Genomic DNA, 19,186 nt, shown 5'->3' with positions numbered 1-19,186 from the left:
GGATCGCGCCGGCACACCCTATGTCGGCGCACCGGCGGCGCGGACGATCGCGCTGCCGCGTGGACGTAGATTTGAGGACTGCATGTCGGACGCAGCTGATGCCGGGCTCCCGGGCCTGCCGCAGGCCAATCCCTTCCGCGAAGCGCAGTGGAGCACCCCGCACGGCCTGCCGCCCTTCGAGCGGATCCGGCCGGAGCACTACAGGCCCGCGTTCGAGGCCGCGCTCGCGGCCCACGATTCCGAGATCCGCGCCATCGCGAACCAGGCCGCTCCGGCCACCTTCGGCAACACCGTCGAGGCGATGGAGCGAGCGGGCCTCGCCCTCGAGCGCGTCGCCGGCGTGTTCTACAATCTGACCGGCAGCCACACGAATCCGGACCTGCAGGCCATCGAGCGGGAGATCGGGCCGAAGCTCGCCCGGCACGGCAGCGCCATCTATCTCAACCCCGAACTCTGGGCCCGGATCTCGGCGATCGACGCCGGGGGACTGGGCGCGGAGGAGCGGCGGGTGCTCGACCGGTACCGGATCCGCTTCCGCCGGTCGGGGGCGGATCTCGCGCCCGCGGACAAGGCCCGCATCGCCGAGATCGCCGCGCGCATGTCGGAACTCGGGACGACGTTCAGCCAGAATCTCCTGGCCGACGAGAGCAGCTTCACCCTGCCGCTGCAGGGCGAGGAGGACTTGGCCGGCCTGCCGCCGTTCCTGCGGGCGGCCGCCGAGAGCGCCGCGAAGGAGCGCGGCCTCGACGGGCACGTCATCACCCTGTCCCGCTCGCTGATCGAGCCGTTCCTGGTCTGCTCGACCCGGCGCGACCTGCGCGAGCGCGCCTACGCGGCCTGGACGCGGCGCGGCGAGAACGGCGGCGCGACCGACAACCGCGCGATCATCGCGGAGATCATCCGGCTGCGCGCCGAGCGGGCGCGGCTCCTCGGCTTCGAGAGCTTCGCCCATTTCGCCCTCGACGACACGATGGCGGCGAGCCCGGACGCGGCGACCGGGCTGCTGCGGGACGTGTGGACGCCGGCCCGCGCGCGGGCGGCCGAGGAGCGCGACCGCCTCCAGGCCACGATCCAGGCGGAGGGGCACAACTTCGCCCTCCAGGCGCACGATTGGCGTCACTACGCCGAGAAGGTGCGGCGCGCCGAGCACGACCTCGACGAGAGCGAGATCAAGGCGTACCTGCCGCTGGAGCGGATGATCCAGGCGGCGTTCGACACGGCGTCCCGGCTGTTCGGCCTGACCTTCACCGAGCTGTCCGACGTGCCGCGCTACCATCCCGACGTCCGGGTCTGGCGGGTCGGCAATCCCGACGGGTCCGAAGTCGGCCTGTTCCTGGGCGACTACTTCGCCCGCGCCTCGAAGCGGTCAGGCGCCTGGATGAGCGCCTTCCGCTCGCAGGAGCGCCTGAACGGGACGGTCACGCCGATCATCGTCAACGTCATGAACTTCGCCAAGGCGCCCGAGGGCGAGGCGACGCTGCTGTCCTTCGACGACGCGCGCACCCTGTTCCACGAGTTCGGCCACGCCCTGCACGGGCTGCTCTCGGACGTGACCTATCCGCTCCTGTCCGGGACGGCGGTATCGCGCGACTTCGTCGAGCTGCCCTCGCAGCTCTACGAGCACTGGCTGGAGCAGCCGGAAGTCCTGCGGACCCACGCGCGCCACCATCGCACGGGCGAGCCGATGCCCGACGCCCTGCTGCGGAAGCTGCTCGCCGCGCGGACCTTCAACCAGGGTTTCGCCACCGTGGAGTACACGTCCTCGGCGATCGTCGACATGACCCTGCACCTCTCGGCGGAGGGCGAGGGCGGTCTCGACGTGCCCGCCTTCGAGGCCGAGGCGCTGCGGCGGATCAGCATGCCGGCCGAGATCAGCATGCGGCACCGGACGCCGCACTTCGCCCACATCTTCTCGGGGGACGGCTACGCCGCCGGTTACTACAGCTACCTCTGGTCGGAAGTACTGGACGCGGACGCCTTCGACGCGTTCCGCGAGGCCGGCGACATCTTCGATCCGGAGACGGCGAAGCGGCTGCGGACCTTCGTGTACGGGGCGGGCAATTTGCGCGACCCGCGCGAGGCCTACACGGCCTTCCGCGGGCGGATGCCGAGCATCGACCCGCTCCTGAATAAGCGCGGGCTCGCGGCCTGAGCCGTGCGGTCGCGGTAAGGGTTTCGTAAACAAACGTCCTTAACGAACGCTTGCAGCGCGAGGCCGCGTGCGGAGTTCGGGGCGATGACGAAGATCGAAGCCAAGCAGGCCGGGTCCCAGGGCGTCTCCCCGGCCGACCTGCTCAAGGCCGCGGTGACCGGCAAGACCGACGCCGCGGCCGAGACCGCCGCGAACGAGACCGCGGCGTCGCCCGCCGCCGCGAGGTTCACGCTGGCGTCGCTGTCGCGCCTCGATCCGAAGCGGTTCGCGATCCCGGGCGCGACCCTGGCGATCGGTGTCCTCCTGGGCGGGGGCGTGATGGCGCTCTCCCGCCCGGCCTCGGTCCGGCCCGACGCGCTCGCGGCCCTCGAGACGACGCTCGACGCCGGCCGCACCGAGACGGTGCGCCTCGCCGCCGACATCGCGCAGCTCCACACCGTGCTCGCCGACCTGCGCGCCTCGACCGACGTCGCGCGGAAGGAGGCGGCCAGCCGCAGCACCGCCCTCGGCGAGCGCCTGACGCAGGCCGACAAGACTCTGAACGGCAAGATCGCCGCCCTCGGCGAGCGGCTCGAGCAGGTCGAGCGCGACCACAACACCCGCCTCAGCGGCCTCGCCGCGCAGCTCGACCGCCGCGCGGCCGCGGCGCCGGCCGCCGCGAAGGCGGAGCCGACCCAGACCGGGAGCATCGGGGAGCCCGCCCGCGCCGCCGAGGCCAAGATTGAGGTCAAGCCCGAGGTCAGGGTCGCGGACGCCAAGGCGAGCGAGCCCAAGCCGAAGCCGGCCGCACCCGACAAGCCGCCGGTGATCGAGGGCTGGGCCCTGCGCGACGTCTACGAGGGCACCGCGATCCTGGAGAACCGGCGGCGCCGCCTCGTCGAGGTCGCACCCGGCGACATCATCCCGGGCGTCGGCCGCGTCGAGGGCGTCGAGCGCCACGGACGGGAATGGGTGGTGGTGACCCGACAGGGTCTCGTCACGGCGCAGGCCTGGTAGACGGCGGCGCGCCGGCGGTCCGCCTCAGCGGCCCGTGAGCCCGGTCGGTGCCAGCTCGCCGGGCGCGATCGGGAAGCGCGGCTCGATCGTCATCGGATCGGCCAGGGCCGCCGCGCGCTCCGCGCGCCGGCGACCGTGCCTCAGGGCCCGGGTCTGCGCCGCGCGGGTCGGGTGCAGGATGGCAGCGAGCAGGGACTGCCCTTCGAACTCGCTGTCCAGGTTCTTGGCTTCGAAGACGGGCATGGCCGGCCTGCTTGAGTGCGGTACCGGACACTGCCGAAGGCGTCGATCCGGGCCACATCCCCAATAACGGGGATCGCGTGGACAGGTTCCGTCAAGCTTTCGCCTCGAAACCTCTTTTTTACTCTTCGTCCAGGCGTCACCCGAATGCCGTGCGGCCGCGCACACCGATCCGCGGTCAGACGAACTGGTTCAGCCCGGGGATCGAGCCGATGATCGGGCCCATCGCGTCCTCGCCGACCTTCTCGCGGCCGAAGGCGAACAGCTCCTGTCCGAGGGGCTGCATCTGACCCATCGGCACACCGGCCGCCATCAGCTTCTGGCCGAGCGCCATGACGCCGCCGCCGCCCATCATGCCGCCGAGCATGCCCATCAGGCCACCGCCGCCGCTCTCGCCGGCGTTCGACTCGGCGATCAGCGCCTCGGAGCCCGGCAGGGCCGCGAGCAGCTGGCCGACTTCGGCCGCGGGTCCTTCCTTCTGCAGGAAGGCCAGGATGTGCCCGATGGCGGTCTGAGCGGTCGCGGCGTCGAGCCCGGTGCGGGTGGTGACGCGGGCGAGCAGTTCTTCCATGGTGATGATCTCTTCGGAACGCTTCCAGACGTCCTTCGACTCTGAGGCGTCGGAAATCAAGCTTGCGGCATCGCTTCCCGGGAAAACTCCCCGGCTTCGCGCGGGCGTTCGCGCGCGAAGCCGGGACCGGGCGCGGGGAGGCAGCGGCGCCCGGTTACAGCGGGCACGGTGCCGCACTGCGCGACCTCGCCAAGGGTCGCCCCATCCGGTAGACCCTGGGGCAGTCTTGAACCGTTCCAGGCCGCCGGGCCGGGGTATCCAGGGAGTTGCCGGACCATGCGGGTCGGCCTGTTCGTGCCGTGCTACGTCGACGCCTTCGAGCCCGAGGTCGGGATCGCCACCCTCGAGCTCCTCGAGCGCCTGGGCTGCACGGTCGAGTATCCGTTCGACCAGACCTGCTGCGGCCAGCCGATGACCAATACCGGCTGCCACGCCGAGGCGGCCGCGACCGAGGCGCTGTTCGTCAAGAACTTCTCCGGGTTCGACTACGTCGTCGCCCCGTCGGGATCCTGCGTGCACCAGGTGCGGGAGCATCTGACGGCGATCCCGCAGACCGACGAGGTCCGGCACGTCCGCGCCAGCACCTACGAGCTGGTGGAGTTCCTGCACGACGTGCTGAAGGTCGAGGACCTGCCCTGGGCGAACTTCCCCCACAAGGTCGCCTACCACACCAACTGCAACGCCCTGCGCGGCATCCACCACGCGCGGCCGACCGAGCTGGTCAAGCCCTACTTCTCGAAGCCCCTCGACCTGCTGCGCCTCGTGAAGGGCGTCGAGCTCGTCGATCTCGCCCGGCCGGACGAGTGCTGCGGCTTCGGCGGCACCTTCTCGGTGTTCGAGCCCGCCGTCTCGGCCAAGATGGGCTACGACAAGGTCGCCGATCAGAACCGGGCCGGGGCCGCCTACGTCGTCTCGGCGGACTCTTCGTGCCTGATGCACCAGAAGGGCTGCGCCGAGCGTCTGGGATTGCCGCTCAAGTACATCCACATCGCGCAGGTGCTGAACGGAGCCGCCGCATGAGCGTCGAGGACCTCAACCCGCGCGAGCGCGAAGGTGTCATCCACCCGGAGGTGCGGGCCGGCCACGACGAGAGCGAGCGGGCGCCGGACGGCCGGCGTCTCCAGCACGCGGAAGCCGCCTCGAAGCCGATCCGCGCGCCCCAGACCCGGGAGCCGCAGCCGCGCGGCGCGAAGATCCGGGGTGACCGCCCGATCAACCAGTCCGAGGCCGCCGAGCGCTTCCTCGCGGCGCCGCTGCACCAGGCGGCCCACGACGAGCGCCTGTGGGACCTGCGCAAGAAGCGCGACGCCTCCGCGCACGGCGTCCCGGAGTGGGAGGAGCTGCGCGAGCTCGCCTCGCAGATCAAGACCCACACGCTGAGCCATCTCGACCGGTATCTCGAGCAGTTCGAGGCGGCCGCGAAGGCCAACGGTGTCCACGTCCACTGGGCGAAGGACGGCGCCGATCACAACCGGATCGTGCTGGAGATCCTGCGAAGCCACGGCGCCAAGACGCTGGTGAAGTCGAAGTCGATGCTCACCGAGGAGTGCGGCTTCCGCCACCACATGGCGGCCAACGGCATCGAGGTCATCGAGACGGATCTCGGCGAGCGGATCCAGCAGCTCGACAACGAGGAGCCGAGCCACGTCGTGGCGCCGGCGGTCCACAAGACCCGGATGGACGTGGCCGAGGTCTTCGCCAAGACGCTCGGCACCGACCCCGACAACGACGACGCGCACTACCTAGCCGAGAGCCAGCGCGAGACCACTCGGCCCTACATCCTCAAGGCCGATGCCGGCATGACCGGATGCAACTTCGCGATCGCCGAGACCGGCACCGTCGTGACCTGCACCAACGAGGGCAATGCCGATCTCTCCGGCAACGTGCCGCCGCTGCAGATCCACTCCATCGGCATCGAGAAGATCGTCCCGAAGGTCGAGCATCTCGGGGTGTTCATCCGCCTGCTGTCGCGCTCGGCCCTCGGCTCGCCGATCACCCAGTACACCTCGCATTTCCGCGCGCCCCGCGCGGGCACCGAGATGCACATGGTGCTGGTCGACAACGGCCGTTCCGAGCGCCTCGGCATGGAGGAGTTCTGGACCTCCCTGAAGTGCATCCGCTGCGGCGCCTGCATGAACACCTGCCCGGTCTACCGGCGGTCCGGCGGGCTCTCCTACGGGGCGACCTATTCGGGGCCGATCGGGCTGATCATCGATCCGACCTTCAACAAGCGCAAATACTCGACGCTGCCGTTCTCCTCGACGATGAACGGCTCCTGCACCAACGTCTGCCCGGTGAAGATCAACATCCATGAGCAGATCTTCGCGTGGCGGAAGGTTCTGGTCGAAGAGCACCAGATCCCGGCGCTCAAGCAGGGCATGATGAAGGCCGCGGGCGCCGTGCTCTCGCGCCCGGCCGCCTACCGGGCGGCGATCGGCGCGGCGGATTCGGCTCTGAAGGTCCTGCCGCGCTTCGCGGTCTACAACCCGCTCAACACCTGGGGGAAGAAGCGCGAGATGCCCGACGCGCCGCGCCAGACCTTCCACGCCTGGTACAAGCAGAACCGCATGAAGGACACGGGTCGATGAGCGCCCGCGACGCGATCCTCGACGGCATCCGCAGGAACCGGCCGGCCGGCGATTTCCCGCTGCCGGAGGTGCCGCTGTTCACGCCGCTGGTCGGCGAAGACCTGGTCGTCGAGTTCGGCGAGCGGCTGCAGCGCATGGGCGGCCGCGTGGCCGAGCCCGGCGCCGGCGACGTGTTCGCGGGCGTGCGCGAGCGCCTCGACGCCGCCAAGGTCGTCGCCTCCGCGGTTCCCGAGCTGACCGGAAACCGCGACCTGCGGGGCGTGCGCGCGCCGCAGGAGGTCGAGGACGTGGACGTGGCGGTGGTCCGGGCGGTGTTCGGCATCGCCGAGACCGGCTCGGTGCTGTTCACCCAGGACCAGTTGATCGTCAACGCGGTCGGCTACCTCGCTCAGCACCTCGTCGTGCTGCTCGACCCGGCCGACATCGTGCCGAACGTGCAGGCGGCCTATCGCCGGCCGGAATTCGGCCGCTCGGCCTACGCGGTGCTGCATACCGGCCCGTCGGCCACCGCCGACATCGAGGGCGTCCTCATCCACGGCGCGCAGGGCGTGCGCTCGCTGACGGTGTTGCTGCTCCCGAGAGGTGCGGCCGGGCGCGGCTGAGACCGTCTCGATCGCGTCGGTCGTCCTTGCGAGCGGAGCGAAGCAATCCAGGGACGCGCCACGCCCGGCGATGTCGCGCCGCCCTGGGTCGCTTCGCTGCGCTCGCGATGACGGTAGAGCTGTCCGCTCAACGCGGCGCCCCTGTCCTGCCCGCAACTCCCCGACCGAGCCGGAACCGACGGTCGGGCGCGCCCCTTGCTTGGACGGCGGATGAGCCGTCATCCGGCAAGGAGATCCGATGCGCTACACCCTCGGCTGCAGCCTGTCCTACAACATCCTCTCGGACACCACCTTCATCTTCAATCTGGAGGTGGCGAAGCTGAAGAGCGTCGAGATCCTGAGCGAGAACTTGGTCCTCACGCCGAACCTCAAGCGCGATCTCTACACGACCCCTGACCTCCAGAACCGCTATCTCGCGGTCAACGTCCCGACCGGGCAGTTCGCGCTGGAGTACAATGCCGAAGTCGACCTGACGGTGCACCGGGCCGACCCGGCGACCATCAACGAGACGCCGATCGGGCAACTGCCCCTCGACATCCTGCCGTTCCTGCTGCCGAGCCGGTTCGTCTCCTCGGACCGGCTGACGCCCTTCGCGCTGGCCGAGTTCGGGGCGCTGCCCAAGGGCCACGCGCGCGTGAACCAGATCTGCAACTGGATCCACGACCACATCGCCTACCAGCCAGGCTCCAGCGACGGCGAGACGACCGCCCACGAGTCGCTGCTGAAGCGCGCCGGCGTCTGCCGCGACTTCGCGCATATCGGCGCCGCCTTCTGCCGGGCGCTTGGCATCCCGGCCCGGTTCGTGAGCTGCTACGCCCACGGCCTCGTCCCGAGCGACTTCCACGCGGTGTTCGAGGCCTATCTCGACGGGCGCTGGTGGCTGTTCGACGCCACCCGGCAGGCCGACCTCGACGGGCTGGTGCGGATCGGCGTCGGGCGCGACGCCGCGGAGATCGCCTTCTCGACGCCCTTCGGCAACATGCAGCCGGTCAACCAGCAGGTGCGGATCCAGCGGTCGGACGGGCAGGGCAGCCCGATGCCGCGCACGGTGGACGCCATCTCCACCGAGATCCCGGCGCCCCATGCCGGAGCGGCCTGAGCGAGGATCCGGCCGGGATCGCGGCGTCCTGTGATCCCGTGATCCCGGCCGCGCGACGACGGAGCGGTCAACTCTGGCGGTCGCCGCATACTGGGTGCAGGCCCGCGGGATCGGCCGGATCGGCGGTGGCGAACGGCGCGGACGCCGTTCGGACCGGCCGGCCGCCCCCCGAGGAGTGCCGCGAGTATCGCCGCTCCGCGGGCCCGACGGCCTTCCATTGCTCAAGCAACGGCGGGCGCCGGCCTCGTCGCGTCTGAACCGGAGCAGGTCGTCCGACGCGCGCGTCGGCGTATTGTCGGCGTCTCTGCCGCAGACGGATAGTGATGCCGCGGCTTTCCGGGCGCCGGATTGCCAAGTCTCTTGGGGATCGTGCCTGGGAGATCCTCGGCTTACCCGAAGACAAGTTGCGCATCGGCGGCGCGCTCCATTAGCGCCCCGTCATTGTCCTTCGTCTTGTCGCCGCCGGCGAAATCGCCGCAAGCGTGGCTGTGGCGGGGTCGCAACACCGTAAAACGATCCCGGCTCCGCCCCGAGACCTGCCCGTAAACGCCGCGATCCCGCCATAGTCCGGGCCCACCTCAACATCCGCGGTAAACGGCAATCTCGACAACGATTTACCGTTCGGAAACGAGGACTTCCCGAGTACGCGGACGGATTTCCCGGCGCTTCGCGAACGGCGACGCGCCGCGGTTCAACGCACCCTCGGGATCGGCTGCGAAGGCTTGGTCTGAAGTCATGGTGACGCGTTTGAACGACAAGTCGAAGCTGCCGAGCCGCCACGTCACGGAGGGGCCCGACCGCGCCCCGCACCGCTCCTACCTCTACGCCATGGGCCTGACCCGCGAGCAGATCCACCAGCCGCTGGTGGGTGTCGCCTCGTGCTGGAACGAGGCCGCGCCCTGCAACATCTCGCTGATGCGCCAGGCCCAGGCGGTGAAGAAGGGCGTCGCCGCCGCCAACGGGACGCCGCGCGAGTTCTGCACGATCACCGTCACCGACGGCATCGCCATGGGCCACGGCGGCATGCGCGCGTCGCTGCCGTCGCGCGAGGTCATCGCCGACTCGGTCGAGCTGACCATGCGCGGCCACGCCTACGACGCCCTCGTGGGCCTGGCGGGTTGCGACAAGTCGCTGCCCGGCATGATGATGGCGATGGTCCGCCTGAACGTGCCCTCGATCTTCATCTACGGCGGCTCGATCCTGCCGGGCTCGTTCCGCGGCAAGCCCGTGACCGTGCAGGACCTGTTCGAGGCGGTCGGCAAGGTGGCCGTCGGCGACATGAGCCTCGAGGACCTCGACGAGCTGGAGCAGGTCGCCTGCCCGTCGGCCGGGGCCTGCGGCGCGCAGTTCACCGCCAACACCATGGCGACCGTCTCCGAGGCGATCGGCCTGGCGCTGCCGTACTCGGCCGGCGCCCCGGCGCCCTACGAGATCCGCGACAAGTTCTGCGCGACCGCCGGCGAGAAGGTGATGGAGCTGCTGGCCAAGCAGATCCGCCCGCGCGACATCGTCACCCGGAAGGCGCTCGAGAACGCCGCCACGGTGGTGGCGGCCTCGGGCGGCTCCACCAACGCGGCGCTGCACCTGCCGGCGATCGCCCACGAGTGCGGCATCGAGTTCACGCTGTTCGACGTGGCCGAGATCTTCCGGCGCACCCCCTACATCGCCGACTTGAAGCCCGGTGGGCGCTACGTCGCCAAGGACATGTTCGAGGTCGGCGGCATCCCGCTGCTGATGAAGACGCTCCTCGACCACGGCTTCATGCACGGCGACTGCCTGACGGTCACCGGCCGCACCATCGCGGAGAACATGGACCGGGTGACCTGGAACCCGGAGCAGGACGTGGTCTACCCGGCGAACCGGCCGATCACCCCGACCGGCGGCGTCGTGGGCCTCAAGGGCAATCTCGCCCCCGAGGGCGCGATCGTGAAGGTCGCCGGCATCCCGGCCGAGAAGCAGGTCTTCACCGGCCCGGCCCGGGTGTTCGACGGCGAGGAGGCCTGCTTCGCGGCCGTGCAGGCGCGCACCTACAAGGAGGGCGACGTCCTCGTGATCCGCTACGAGGGCCCGCGCGGCGGTCCCGGCATGCGCGAGATGCTGTCGACCACCGCGGCCCTCTACGGCCAGGGCATGGGCGACAAGGTCGCGCTGATCACCGACGGGCGCTTCTCGGGCGCGACCCGGGGCTTCTGCGTCGGCCATGTCGGTCCCGAGGCCGCCGTCGGCGGGCCGATCGGGCTGCTCCGCGACGGCGACGTGATCACCCTCGACGCGATCCAGGGGACGCTCAGCGTCGCCCTGTCGGACGCGGAGCTGGCCGAGCGGCGGAAGGCCTGGACCGCGCGGCCCAACACCGCGACCTCCGGCTACCTCTGGAAATACGCGCAGGGCGTGGGCCCGGCCCTGTACGGCGCCGTCACCCATCCGGGAGGTGCCAAGGAGACGCAGAGCTATGCGGACGTCTAGGACTGACCTCAGCCGGCGCAGGGCGCCGGCCGGGGCCGATCCCGGTCGGTTCCGGTCCGTCGGCCGGCTCGCGGTCGCGACCTGGGCGCTCGCCCTGCTCGCGCTGCCGGTCGCGCCGTCGCGCGCCCTCGACGCCAACGTCCGCACGCCCGTGCAGGTCCCTGTCGCCGACAAGAGCTACCGCTCGGCCAAGGACGCGCTGCGCGCCGGCATGCGCGAGTACAATGCCGGCGACAAGCAGGGCGCCGCCCGCGCCCTCGAGTACGCGGCCGGCCAGGGCCACGCCCTGGCGCTGTGGAAGCTCGGCCGGATGTACGCCGACGGCGACGGCGTCCCGCACGACGACCTGAAGGCGTTCGAGTTCTTCTCGCGGATCGCCGACGCCAGCACCGATGACGGGCCCGATCCGCAGAACTCGGCGGTCCTGGGCAGCGCCTTCACGGCTCTGGGCACGTACTTCCTCGAGGGGATCAAGGGCACCTACGTGCGCCCCAATCCCGAGCGCGCCTACGACATGTTCAACTACGCGGCGTCCTACTACGGGGACCCCAACGCGCAGTACAATCTCGCCCGGCTCTACCTCGACGGCACCGGCGTCGAGGCCGACCCGCGGCAGGCCGCGCGCTGGTTCAACCTCGCCGCCGAGAAGGGCCACCACCCGGCGCAGGCGCTGCTCGGCGACATGCTGGTCAACGGCCTGGGCGGCATCCCGATCCAGCGCGTGCGGGGGCTGATGTGGCTCTCGCTCGCCCGGGAAGGTGCCGAGAGCCGCAAGGACGAGTGGATCGTCGCGCTCTACGACAAGAACTGGGCGGCCGCCAGCGAGGACGACCGCGCCGAGGCGCAGACGCAGCTCCAGACCGTGGGCTCGATCCGCAAGCGGCGCTGAGCGCCGCTCAGCTCTTCGCCGCGGCGATCGCCGCGGTGAAGGACGGCCGCTCCAGCGTCGCCGCGACCCAGTCGGCGAGCTTCGGCCAGCGGGCGCCGTCGACCGCGACCTTGGCCAGCCGCAGGTTGTGGAACGGTGCCGCCACGGCGATGTCGGCGATGCCGAACCGGCCGCCGACGAGGTAGGGCCCGTCGATCTGCGATTCGAGGTAGTCGAACAGCGGCGGCAGCGCCGTGTCGACAGTCCGCTGCGCCAGGGCCTCGTCGCCCTCGACCTTGAACAGGCGGGGCTTGAGGAAGCGCTCGACGAACGGCACCAGCACCTGCCGGGTCAGCTCGCACTCGCCGAACTTGTCGAACCAGCGGGCGCGGGCGGCGTCCCGCGCGTCCTCGGGGATCAGCGCGGGCGCCGGATGCCGCCGCTCGAGATAGTCCACGATGGCGCTCGAATCCGCGAGGCGGTACCCGGCCTCCTCCATCGCGGGGATCTTCCCCATCGGGCTCGCGGCCCGGAAGCCGGGATCCGCCGCGTGGAAGCCGACCGGGCGATGCTCGAACGCGATGCCCTTCTCGTAGAGCGCCACGAGCACCTTGCGCACGTAGGGCGACACGCTGCTGCCGTAGATGATCATCGTCGTTCCCCCCGAGGGCGGCTCTACCCGGCCGCCAGCTCCGCCGTGACCGGGACGTGGTCCGACGGCTTGTCGAGCCCGCGCAGGTGTTTCTGGACCGAGGCCGAGACCAGACGGTCGCCGGCCTGGGGCGAGAGCAGCAGGTGGTCGATGCGGATGCCGGCGTTCCGCTGCCAGCAGCCGGCCTGGTAATCCCAGAAGGTGTAGAGCCCGTCGCGCGGGTCGCAGGCGCGCAGGGCGTCGGTGTAGCCCTCGGCGAGGATCGCCCGGAACGCCGCCCGGGTCGTCCCGAGGAACAGGGCGTCGGAGCGCCACGCCTCCGGATCGGACGCGTCGGCGGCCTCCGGGATGACGTTGTAGTCGCCCGCCAGCACCACCGCGATCTCGTCCTCCAGCAGCGCCCGGGCGTGGAGCCGCAGCCGCTCCATGAAGGCGAGCTTGTACGGGTATTTCGGGCTGTCCACCGGGTTGCCGTTCGGCAGGTAGATCGACGCCACGCGCACCGGACGGGTGTCCGTGCCGGAGATCAGCGCCTCGATGTAGCGGGCCTGCTCGTCGGCCGCGTCGCCCGGCAGCCCGCGACGGATCTCCGACATGGCGAGGGGCGCGCGGACCAGCAGCGCGACGCCGTTATAGGCCTTCTGGCCGAGCGTCTCGACCGCGTAGCCCGCCGCCTCGATGTCGGCCCGCGGGAAGGACTCGTCCTGGCACTTGAGTTCCTGCAGGCAGACCACGTCGGGCCGCGCCTCCTCCAGGAAGCCGAGCAGGTGCGGGAGCCGCTGCTTGATCGAGTTGACGTTCCAGGTGGTGATCCGCATCGCCTCGCTTCCGGTCGCCGCCCGGCCGTCATCCGCGCTTCGCGTCGCGCTGACAAGGCCATCCCGGCGCAAGGACGGGGAAGTAGGGTCGGCGGATGAACTGGTTCGAGCCGGTATCGGCCTACTGCGAGCGGGGCGGTCCGCAATTCTGGGCCGAGCCCGCGAACGCGCTGTCGAACGCGGCCTTCCTGCTGGCCGCCGCGGCGGCGGCGCGGCGCGCCTCCGTGTCGGATCCGCCGGACCGGACCTGCCTCGGGCTGGCGGCCCTGATCGCGGTGGTCGGCGTCGGCTCGTTCATGTTCCACACGCTGGCCGTCTACTGGGCGATGCTCGCGGACGTCGTCCCGATCGCGCTGCTGATCTACGCCTATCTCGCCCTGGCCCTCTCGCGGTTCCTGCGGCTGGCGCCGGTGCGCGTCGCGGCGGCGACCGGCGGTTTCGCCCTTCTCGGCTTCGCGCTCACGCCCCTGCTCGACGGGCTGACCGGCCTCGACGTCGCGCGGCTCACCAACGGCTCGGTCGACTACCTGCCAGCCCTCCTGGCGCTGTTCGGCGTCGCCTGGGCGGCCGCGCGCCGGCCGGAGGAGCGCTTCGTCGGGACCGGGCGGCGGCTCGCCGGCATCGGCCTGCTCTTCCTGATCTCGCTCGCCGCGCGGACCGCCGACCGGGCGGCCTGCGCGCTGCTGCCGACCGGCACGCACCCGCTCTGGCACGTGCTGAACGCCGGCGTCCTGTACGCCCTGGTGGCGACGGCGATCCGTCACCGGGAGACGGCCGGATGAGACGCCCCGCGATCCGGGGCCAATTCCTTGCGGGCGGGGCGGAATTCTTGCAGAAGTGCGCCGCATCGGGCGCCCGGCCCATCGCGGTCGCCCGGGCACGGAAGGGGTCATGACAGTGAGCTTTCGCCTCGGGATCGCCGGACTCGGGACCGTCGGTGCGTCCGTGGTCCGGATGGTCGAGCGCCGCCGCGCCGCCTTCGCGGCGGCGGGCCTCGATATCCGCGTCACCGCGGTCTCCTCGCGCGACCGCGGCCGGGACCGCGGCCTCGACCTGTCGGGCATCGCATGGTTCGACGATCCGGTGGCGCTCGCCCGGTCGGAGTCCGTGGACTGCGTGGTCGAGCTGATCGGCGGCGCCGACGGACCGGCCAAGGCCGTGGTCGAGGCGGCGCTCGAGGCGGGTAAGCCGGTGGTGACCGCCAACAAGGCGCTGCTGGCCCGCCACGGCGCCGCCCTGGCTGCGCAGGCCGAGGCGAAGGGCGTGGCCCTCGCCTTCGAGGCGGCGGTGGCCGGCGGCATCCCGGTGATCAAGACCCTCCGCGAGGGCCTCCCGGGCAACGCGGTCTCCCGCGTCTACGGGATCCTCAACGGCACCTGCAACTACATCCTCAGCCGCATGGAGCGCGAGGGGCTGACCTTCGAGGCGTGCCTGAAGGACGCGCAGGCCCTGGGCTACGCGGAGGCCGATCCGACCTTCGACGTCGAGGGGTTCGACACGGCGCACAAGCTCGCGATCCTGACGAGCCTCGCCTTCGGCACCGCGGTCGACGCGGACGGCGTGTCGGTGGAGGGCATCTCCCGGGTGCAGCCCCTCGATCTGCGCATGGCGGACGAGCTCGGCTACCGGATCAAGCTGCTCGGCGTGGCACAGGCGACCGAGGCCGGCATCGAGCAGCGGGTCCACCCGACGATGGTGCCGAAATCCTCGGCGATCGCGCAGGTCATGGGCGTGACCAACGCCGTGACGATCGACGCGGACGCGGTGGGCGAACTCACGCTCATCGGTCCCGGCGCCGGCGGCGAGGCCACGGCCTCCGCGGTGGTGGCGGACATCGCCGACGTGGCGCGCGGCGTGATCCGCCCGACCTTCGGCATCCCGGCCACGGCGATGCGCGCCAGCGAGCGCGTGGAGATGCAGCGTCACGAGGGCGGCTACTATATCCGCCTCACCGTCCATGACCGCCCGGGTGTCGCGGCCGGCGTCGCCCAGCGGATGGCCGAGCGGGCGATCTCCCTGGAGAGCATCCTGCAGCGCCGCGTCGCGGGGGCGGAGACCGATCCGCGCGGCCGTTCCGGCCGGCCCGTGCCGCTGGTGCTGATCACCTACGCGGCCACCGAGGGCAACATCCGGGACGCCCTCGACGCGATCGGCGCCGACGGGTTGCTGGCGGAGCCGCCGCAGGTGATCCGGATCGAGCGTGAATAACAGTGCATATAGTTCGGTCGCCTGCCATCGCCTGATGCAGGATAGTGGGCGTCGGCGAACCGGCGTATAGGCTGGTTGGCCGTCATCCGACGGTATCCACCCGGGATCCGACCCCAAGATCGGACCCGGCCAGAGGCAGGACACCATGGTTGAGGCCCCCAAGTCGGCATCGCGCGGCGTCCCGCGCACGCTCGCCCTCGAACTCGCCCGCGTGACGGAGCGCGCCGCCATCGCGGCTGCCCGATTGCGTGGCCAGGGCGACGAGAAGGCGGCCGACCAGGCGGCGGTCGACGCGATGCGCGACGAGCTCAACGGCCTGCCGATCCGCGGCACCGTGGTGATCGGGGAAGGGGAGCGCGACCAGGCACCGATGCTGTTCATCGGCGAGCAGCTCGGCCTCGGGGAAGGGCCCGAGGTCGACATCGCGGTCGACCCGCTGGAGGGCACGACCCTCTGCGCCAAGGACATGCCCGGCGCCATCGCGGTCATGGCCATGGCCGAGCGCGGCTCGCTCCTCGCCGCGCCCGACGTCTACATGCAGAAGATCGCCATCGGGCCAGGATACCCGCCCGGTCTCGTCGATCTCGATGCCAGCCCGACCGACAACATCGCGGCGCTGGCCCGGGCCAAGGGCGTCGACCCGAAGCAGATCACCGCCCTGATCCTGGACCGGCCGCGCCACGCGGCCCTCGTCGCCGAGGTGCGGGCGGCCGGCGCGGCGGTGCGCCTGATCTCGGACGGCGACATCGCCGGGATCATCTTCACCGCCAGCCCCGAGGAGACCGGCATCGACCTGTATCTCGGGACCGGCGCGGCGCCCGAGGGCGTGCTGGCCGCCGCCGCGATGCGCTGCATCGGCGGCCAGATGCAGGGACGCCTGATCCTCGACACCCCGGACCGGCGGCGCCGGGCCGCCGAGATGGGGATCGAGAATCTGGACCGGAAGTACGACCTGACCGACCTCGCGAGCGGCGACGTCATCGTGGCCGCCACGGGCATCACCGACGGGGCACTCCTGCGCGGCGTGCGCTTCCGGCCCGACAGGATCCAGACCGAGACCCTGGTCTACCGGTCGGAGGCCGGGACGGTCCGCCGGATCCTCGGCGAGCACCGGCGCGGGCTGGCGTGAACCGGAGGGCCGCCGGTCACCGACCGGCGGCCCGCGGACCCTGGGCTCAGTCCGGCCTCAGTTCAGCACCACCACCTTGCTGCCGACGTTGACGCGGCTGAACAGGTCGATCGCGTCCTGATTGATCATCCGGATGCAGCCCGAGGACACGCTCTTGCCGATGGAGAAGGGCTCCAGCGTCCCGTGGATGCGGAACAGCGTGTCCTTGTTGCCCTGCCAGAGGTACATGGCGCGGGCGCCGAGGGGGTTGCGCAGGCCGCCGGCGACGCCGAGGCCGCTCTGCAGCTTGTCGACCTCGCTGGCGAGCTTCGGGCTGCGGGCGATCATCTCCTTCGGCGGGTACCAGTCCGGCCACGCCTGCTTGGAGTTCACCGTCGCGGTGCCCGACCACGAGAAGCCCTGCTTGCCGACGCCGACGCCGTAGCGGCGAGCGCGGCCGTTCGCCTCGACCAGGGTGAGCTGGTGGGCCCGCGGGTCGACGATGATCGTCCCCGGCTCGTAGGGGCCGTGATAGGCGATCTCCTGACGGAGGAACGCCGGGTTCATCTTCTTGTAATTGAACGCCTGGACCGGGAACACGTCGTCCGTGATCGGGCCGTAGACCTTCGCGTAGTCGATCGGCTCATTGTCGGGCGCGCGGAGAACCGCCTTGGCCTTGGCGGCCTCCAGGGGCGACAGGCCCTCGGCCGGCGCCGCGCTGCCCGGGCGGGCCGGCACCGTCGGATCGTCCGTCTCCAGGGCGGTCGCCGGCGGCGGCGCGACCGGGGCCTGCGCGGCGGGTCGCGGCGGTGCCGGGCGCACGAAGTCGGTGCGGCCGGTATAGGGCAGGTAGCGGCCGCCGCGACGGACGTAGAGCGCGCCGTTCTGGTCCTGGTAGAGCTGACCGTCGTCGCCGAACCCGTCGATCCCGGCCTCGCCCACCGGGCCGCGGCCCTGGGCGTGCGCGGTGGTGGCGAGGGCGAGGACCGTGAAGCCGGCCAGGAGAAGGCGACGGATCGGGGCGGACATGGTTCGAATTCCTCGGGAGGCGTCGCCGGGGCTTGCCGCGACGCGCAGGCGAGCGGGCCGGCACGAAGTCGCGGCACAGCTCATCCCGGGGCTTAGCAAAGGTGGCGCTTTACCGCCAAGTTGCTGACGATGATCGAGGGCAACTTACAGGGTCTTCGCCGTCGTTTCTCGGCACCTGTGTTGCCCTCGTGCAGCAATGATTTCGGCGGCGCCGCTCACCGATCCGTGAGGGCGCCGGGCGAGCGCCCGTTTACTCGGCACCCCTGCCTCGCCGCGCGGCAGCGACTCGGCGGAGCGCGCCCTGGCCCGACGCTCGTCGAGGCGGCGATCCCGGCGGCGGATGTCCTGTGCGATATGGCACGCTTGCTGCATTGCCCACGCAGCCGCGCCTGCAGCGGCCACGGAGCAACGGCGCTCCAAACAGCGGACGGTGTGAGTCCGGATCCCCGGCATGAGCGACCGCGTGGCGGTTCGCCCACTTACGACGAGCACCAGCTATGGCCAGCTTCAAAACGGTGATGAAGTCGGGTCACCCCCCGACGCTGTTCGCGGCATTCCTCTACTTCGATTTCTGCTTCGCCATCTGGGTCCTGAACGGCGCCATGGGGCCGTTCATCACCGAGACCTTCAAGCTCTCGCCGGCCCAGACCGGCTTCATGATCTCGCTGCCGATCCTGGCGGGCGCGCTGATGCGCTTCCCGCTCGGCGTCCTGGCCCAGTATATCGGCCGCAAGAACGCCGCGATCACCGAGATGAGCGTGATCATGCTGGCGATGGCCTACGGCTATCTCTTCGTCTCCTCCTACAACGACGTGCTCGCCATGGGCGTCCTGCTCGGCATCGCCGGCGCGTCCTTCGGCGTCGCGCTGTCCCTCGGCTCGGGCTGGTTCCCGCCGGAGCACAAGGGGTTGGCGATGGGCATCGCGGGCGCCGGCAATTCCGGCACCGTGCTGGCCGTGCTGTTCGCCCCGCCGCTGGCCCAGGCCTACGGCTGGCAGACCACCTACGCGTTCGCGGGCGTCGTCATGCTGCTGCCCCTCGCGATCATGATCGTGCTCGCCAAGGAGCCGCCGGATTGCGAGCACCAGTCTTTCAAGGAGCACGTCTCCTGCCTGTTCACCAAGGACGGCTGGGCGTTCTCGCTGATCTACGTCATCACCTTCGGCGGCTTCATCGGCCTGTCGAACTTCCTGCCGACCTTCTTCTACGAGCAGTTCGCGGTGACGAAGGTCGAGGCCGGGCGCCTGACCATGCTGGCGGCCTTCATGGGCTCGGGCATCCGGATCGTCGGCGGCTACTTTGCCGACCGGATGGGCGGCATCGCGGTCCTGTCGGTGGTGCTGCTCGCGGCGATCGCGACGCTGCTCTCGCTGACCGCGACCCCGTCGCTGGCGCTGACAACGCTCCTGTTCATGCTGTGCTTCGCGGCGCTCGGCGCCGGCAACGGCGCGCTGTTCCAGCTCGTGCCGCTGCGCTGGCCCAGCAACACGGCCGTGGCCGGCTCGATGATCGGCGAGGTCGGGGCGCTGGGCGGCGCGATCCTGCCGAACGTCATGGGCCTGTCCAAGCAGTATACCGGCTCGTTCTCGCTGGGCTTCGTCGGCTACGCCGTCTTCACGGCGGTCGTCCTCGGATGCCTCGCCCTCTGGCAGCGCAAGTGGGTCGGCAGCTGGGTCGGGCCGCGCGGCAAGGCGCTCGGCACCGCCACCGAGGCCGAGCAGGGCCAGCTCCGGCCCGCGACCGCCTGACCGGCGCCGCGCCGTCGCCCGGCGACGCGAGACACCGGACG

At 71.1% G+C, this 19,186-nt stretch carries 17 protein-coding genes; 12 read left to right on the top strand and 5 right to left on the bottom strand.

Annotated features, from left to right (window positions below; genetic code table 11):
- Positions 1–82 precede the first annotated feature (82 nt).
- Entirely contained in the window at positions 83–2,152 is a 2,070-nt protein-coding gene (locus LOK46_RS15840) for a M3 family metallopeptidase (protein WP_273558638.1), read from the top strand.
- 84 nt (positions 2,153–2,236) lie between these two features.
- Complete coding sequence (locus LOK46_RS15835) at positions 2,237–3,148, top strand: hypothetical protein (RefSeq protein ID WP_273558636.1); 912 nt, start codon at positions 2,237–2,239, stop codon at positions 3,146–3,148.
- A gap of 24 nt (positions 3,149–3,172) precedes the next feature.
- Here LOK46_RS15835 and LOK46_RS15830 read toward each other — a convergent pair whose 3' ends face one another.
- Positions 3,173–3,391 (bottom strand): hypothetical protein, encoded by a 219-nt coding sequence (locus tag LOK46_RS15830; RefSeq protein WP_273558635.1) that lies wholly within the window; start codon positions 3,389–3,391, stop codon positions 3,173–3,175.
- Positions 3,392–3,566: 175 nt separating this feature from the next.
- Complete coding sequence (locus tag LOK46_RS15825; RefSeq protein WP_012319882.1) at positions 3,567–3,959, bottom strand: DUF2267 domain-containing protein; 393 nt, start codon at positions 3,957–3,959, stop codon at positions 3,567–3,569.
- 276 nt (positions 3,960–4,235) lie between these two features.
- Between LOK46_RS15825 and LOK46_RS15820 the strand changes: the two genes are divergently transcribed.
- From LOK46_RS15820 to LOK46_RS15795, 6 genes are all read left to right on the top strand, one after another.
- The gene (locus LOK46_RS15820; protein ID WP_273558630.1) at positions 4,236–4,979 is read left to right on the top strand and encodes a (Fe-S)-binding protein; all 744 of its coding nucleotides are present in this window, start codon (positions 4,236–4,238) and stop codon (positions 4,977–4,979) included.
- Positions 4,976–6,547 carry a lactate utilization protein B gene (locus tag LOK46_RS15815; RefSeq protein ID WP_273558628.1) on the top strand — a complete coding sequence of 524 codons (1,572 nt, stop codon included), beginning with the start codon at positions 4,976–4,978 and terminating at the stop codon, positions 6,545–6,547. The genes LOK46_RS15820 and LOK46_RS15815 overlap by 4 nt, the downstream gene beginning before the upstream one ends.
- Complete coding sequence (locus LOK46_RS15810; RefSeq protein ID WP_273558626.1) at positions 6,544–7,149, top strand: LutC/YkgG family protein; 606 nt, start codon at positions 6,544–6,546, stop codon at positions 7,147–7,149. The genes LOK46_RS15815 and LOK46_RS15810 overlap by 4 nt, the downstream gene beginning before the upstream one ends.
- A gap of 238 nt (positions 7,150–7,387) precedes the next feature.
- Complete coding sequence (locus tag LOK46_RS15805; protein ID WP_273558624.1) at positions 7,388–8,248, top strand: transglutaminase-like domain-containing protein; 861 nt, start codon at positions 7,388–7,390, stop codon at positions 8,246–8,248.
- A 735-nt stretch (positions 8,249–8,983) separates the two neighbouring features.
- Positions 8,984–10,714 carry a dihydroxy-acid dehydratase gene (ilvD, locus tag LOK46_RS15800; RefSeq protein ID WP_273558622.1) on the top strand — a complete coding sequence of 577 codons (1,731 nt, stop codon included), beginning with the start codon at positions 8,984–8,986 and terminating at the stop codon, positions 10,712–10,714.
- Positions 10,701–11,603: a tetratricopeptide repeat protein gene (locus LOK46_RS15795; RefSeq protein WP_273558620.1), complete on the top strand. Its 903-nt coding sequence runs from the start codon at positions 10,701–10,703 to the stop codon at positions 11,601–11,603. The genes ilvD and LOK46_RS15795 overlap by 14 nt, the downstream gene beginning before the upstream one ends.
- A 7-nt stretch (positions 11,604–11,610) precedes the next feature.
- On the opposite strand, the gene LOK46_RS15790 is transcribed toward LOK46_RS15795, so the two are convergent.
- Together LOK46_RS15790 and xth are read right to left on the bottom strand one after the other, a co-directional pair.
- On the bottom strand, positions 11,611–12,234 hold the full coding sequence (locus LOK46_RS15790; RefSeq protein WP_273558618.1) for a glutathione S-transferase family protein: 624 nt from the start codon (positions 12,232–12,234) through the stop codon (positions 11,611–11,613).
- A gap of 23 nt (positions 12,235–12,257) precedes the next feature.
- Positions 12,258–13,052 carry an exodeoxyribonuclease III gene (gene xth, locus LOK46_RS15785; RefSeq protein WP_273558616.1) on the bottom strand — a complete coding sequence of 265 codons (795 nt, stop codon included), beginning with the start codon at positions 13,050–13,052 and terminating at the stop codon, positions 12,258–12,260.
- A 95-nt stretch (positions 13,053–13,147) separates the two neighbouring features.
- Here xth and LOK46_RS15780 point away from each other — a divergent pair, with 95 nt between their 5' ends.
- From LOK46_RS15780 to glpX, 3 genes are all read left to right on the top strand, one after another.
- Positions 13,148–13,834, top strand: a complete 687-nt coding sequence (locus LOK46_RS15780; protein ID WP_273558614.1) for a ceramidase domain-containing protein — start codon at positions 13,148–13,150, stop codon at positions 13,832–13,834.
- A 109-nt stretch (positions 13,835–13,943) separates the two neighbouring features.
- Positions 13,944–15,260, top strand: a complete 1,317-nt coding sequence (locus LOK46_RS15775) for a homoserine dehydrogenase (RefSeq protein WP_273558612.1) — start codon at positions 13,944–13,946, stop codon at positions 15,258–15,260.
- Between the two features lie 145 nt (positions 15,261–15,405).
- Entirely contained in the window at positions 15,406–16,389 is a 984-nt protein-coding gene (glpX, locus tag LOK46_RS15770; protein ID WP_273558610.1) for a class II fructose-bisphosphatase, read from the top strand.
- A 57-nt stretch (positions 16,390–16,446) separates the two neighbouring features.
- On the opposite strand, the gene LOK46_RS15765 is transcribed toward glpX, so the two are convergent.
- Positions 16,447–17,397, bottom strand: coding sequence for a L,D-transpeptidase (locus LOK46_RS15765; RefSeq protein ID WP_273558609.1), 951 nt, complete (start codon positions 17,395–17,397; stop codon positions 16,447–16,449).
- A gap of 497 nt (positions 17,398–17,894) precedes the next feature.
- On the opposite strand from LOK46_RS15765, the gene LOK46_RS15760 reads away from it, so the two are divergent.
- Positions 17,895–19,145: a nitrate/nitrite transporter gene (locus LOK46_RS15760; RefSeq protein WP_273558607.1), complete on the top strand. Its 1,251-nt coding sequence runs from the start codon at positions 17,895–17,897 to the stop codon at positions 19,143–19,145.
- The last annotated feature ends 41 nt before the right edge of the window (positions 19,146–19,186 follow it).

Origin of the sequence: Methylobacterium sp. NMS14P (genome assembly GCF_028583545.1) — a bacterium.
Lineage (GTDB): Bacteria > Pseudomonadota > Alphaproteobacteria > Rhizobiales > Beijerinckiaceae > Methylobacterium.
Note: the sequence above shows the minus strand (reverse complement) of the source record. Positions and strands in the feature narration are given on the sequence as shown.

Coding starts and splice junctions, on each gene's coding strand:
- LOK46_RS15840 (WP_273558638.1), top strand. CDS start 83: ATGTCGGACGCAGCTGATGCCGGGCTCCCGGGCCTGCCGCAGGCCAAT.
- LOK46_RS15835 (WP_273558636.1), top strand. CDS start 2,237: ATGACGAAGATCGAAGCCAAGCAGGCCGGGTCCCAGGGCGTCTCCCCG.
- LOK46_RS15830 (WP_273558635.1), bottom strand. CDS start 3,391: ATGCCCGTCTTCGAAGCCAAGAACCTGGACAGCGAGTTCGAAGGGCAG.
- LOK46_RS15825 (WP_012319882.1), bottom strand. CDS start 3,959: ATGGAAGAACTGCTCGCCCGCGTCACCACCCGCACCGGGCTCGACGCC.
- LOK46_RS15820 (WP_273558630.1), top strand. CDS start 4,236: ATGCGGGTCGGCCTGTTCGTGCCGTGCTACGTCGACGCCTTCGAGCCC.
- LOK46_RS15815 (WP_273558628.1), top strand. CDS start 4,976: ATGAGCGTCGAGGACCTCAACCCGCGCGAGCGCGAAGGTGTCATCCAC.
- LOK46_RS15810 (WP_273558626.1), top strand. CDS start 6,544: ATGAGCGCCCGCGACGCGATCCTCGACGGCATCCGCAGGAACCGGCCG.
- LOK46_RS15805 (WP_273558624.1), top strand. CDS start 7,388: ATGCGCTACACCCTCGGCTGCAGCCTGTCCTACAACATCCTCTCGGAC.
- ilvD (WP_273558622.1), top strand. CDS start 8,984: ATGGTGACGCGTTTGAACGACAAGTCGAAGCTGCCGAGCCGCCACGTC.
- LOK46_RS15795 (WP_273558620.1), top strand. CDS start 10,701: ATGCGGACGTCTAGGACTGACCTCAGCCGGCGCAGGGCGCCGGCCGGG.
- LOK46_RS15790 (WP_273558618.1), bottom strand. CDS start 12,234: ATGATCATCTACGGCAGCAGCGTGTCGCCCTACGTGCGCAAGGTGCTC.
- xth (WP_273558616.1), bottom strand. CDS start 13,052: ATGCGGATCACCACCTGGAACGTCAACTCGATCAAGCAGCGGCTCCCG.
- LOK46_RS15780 (WP_273558614.1), top strand. CDS start 13,148: ATGAACTGGTTCGAGCCGGTATCGGCCTACTGCGAGCGGGGCGGTCCG.
- LOK46_RS15775 (WP_273558612.1), top strand. CDS start 13,944: ATGACAGTGAGCTTTCGCCTCGGGATCGCCGGACTCGGGACCGTCGGT.
- glpX (WP_273558610.1), top strand. CDS start 15,406: ATGGTTGAGGCCCCCAAGTCGGCATCGCGCGGCGTCCCGCGCACGCTC.
- LOK46_RS15765 (WP_273558609.1), bottom strand. CDS start 17,397: ATGTCCGCCCCGATCCGTCGCCTTCTCCTGGCCGGCTTCACGGTCCTC.
- LOK46_RS15760 (WP_273558607.1), top strand. CDS start 17,895: ATGGCCAGCTTCAAAACGGTGATGAAGTCGGGTCACCCCCCGACGCTG.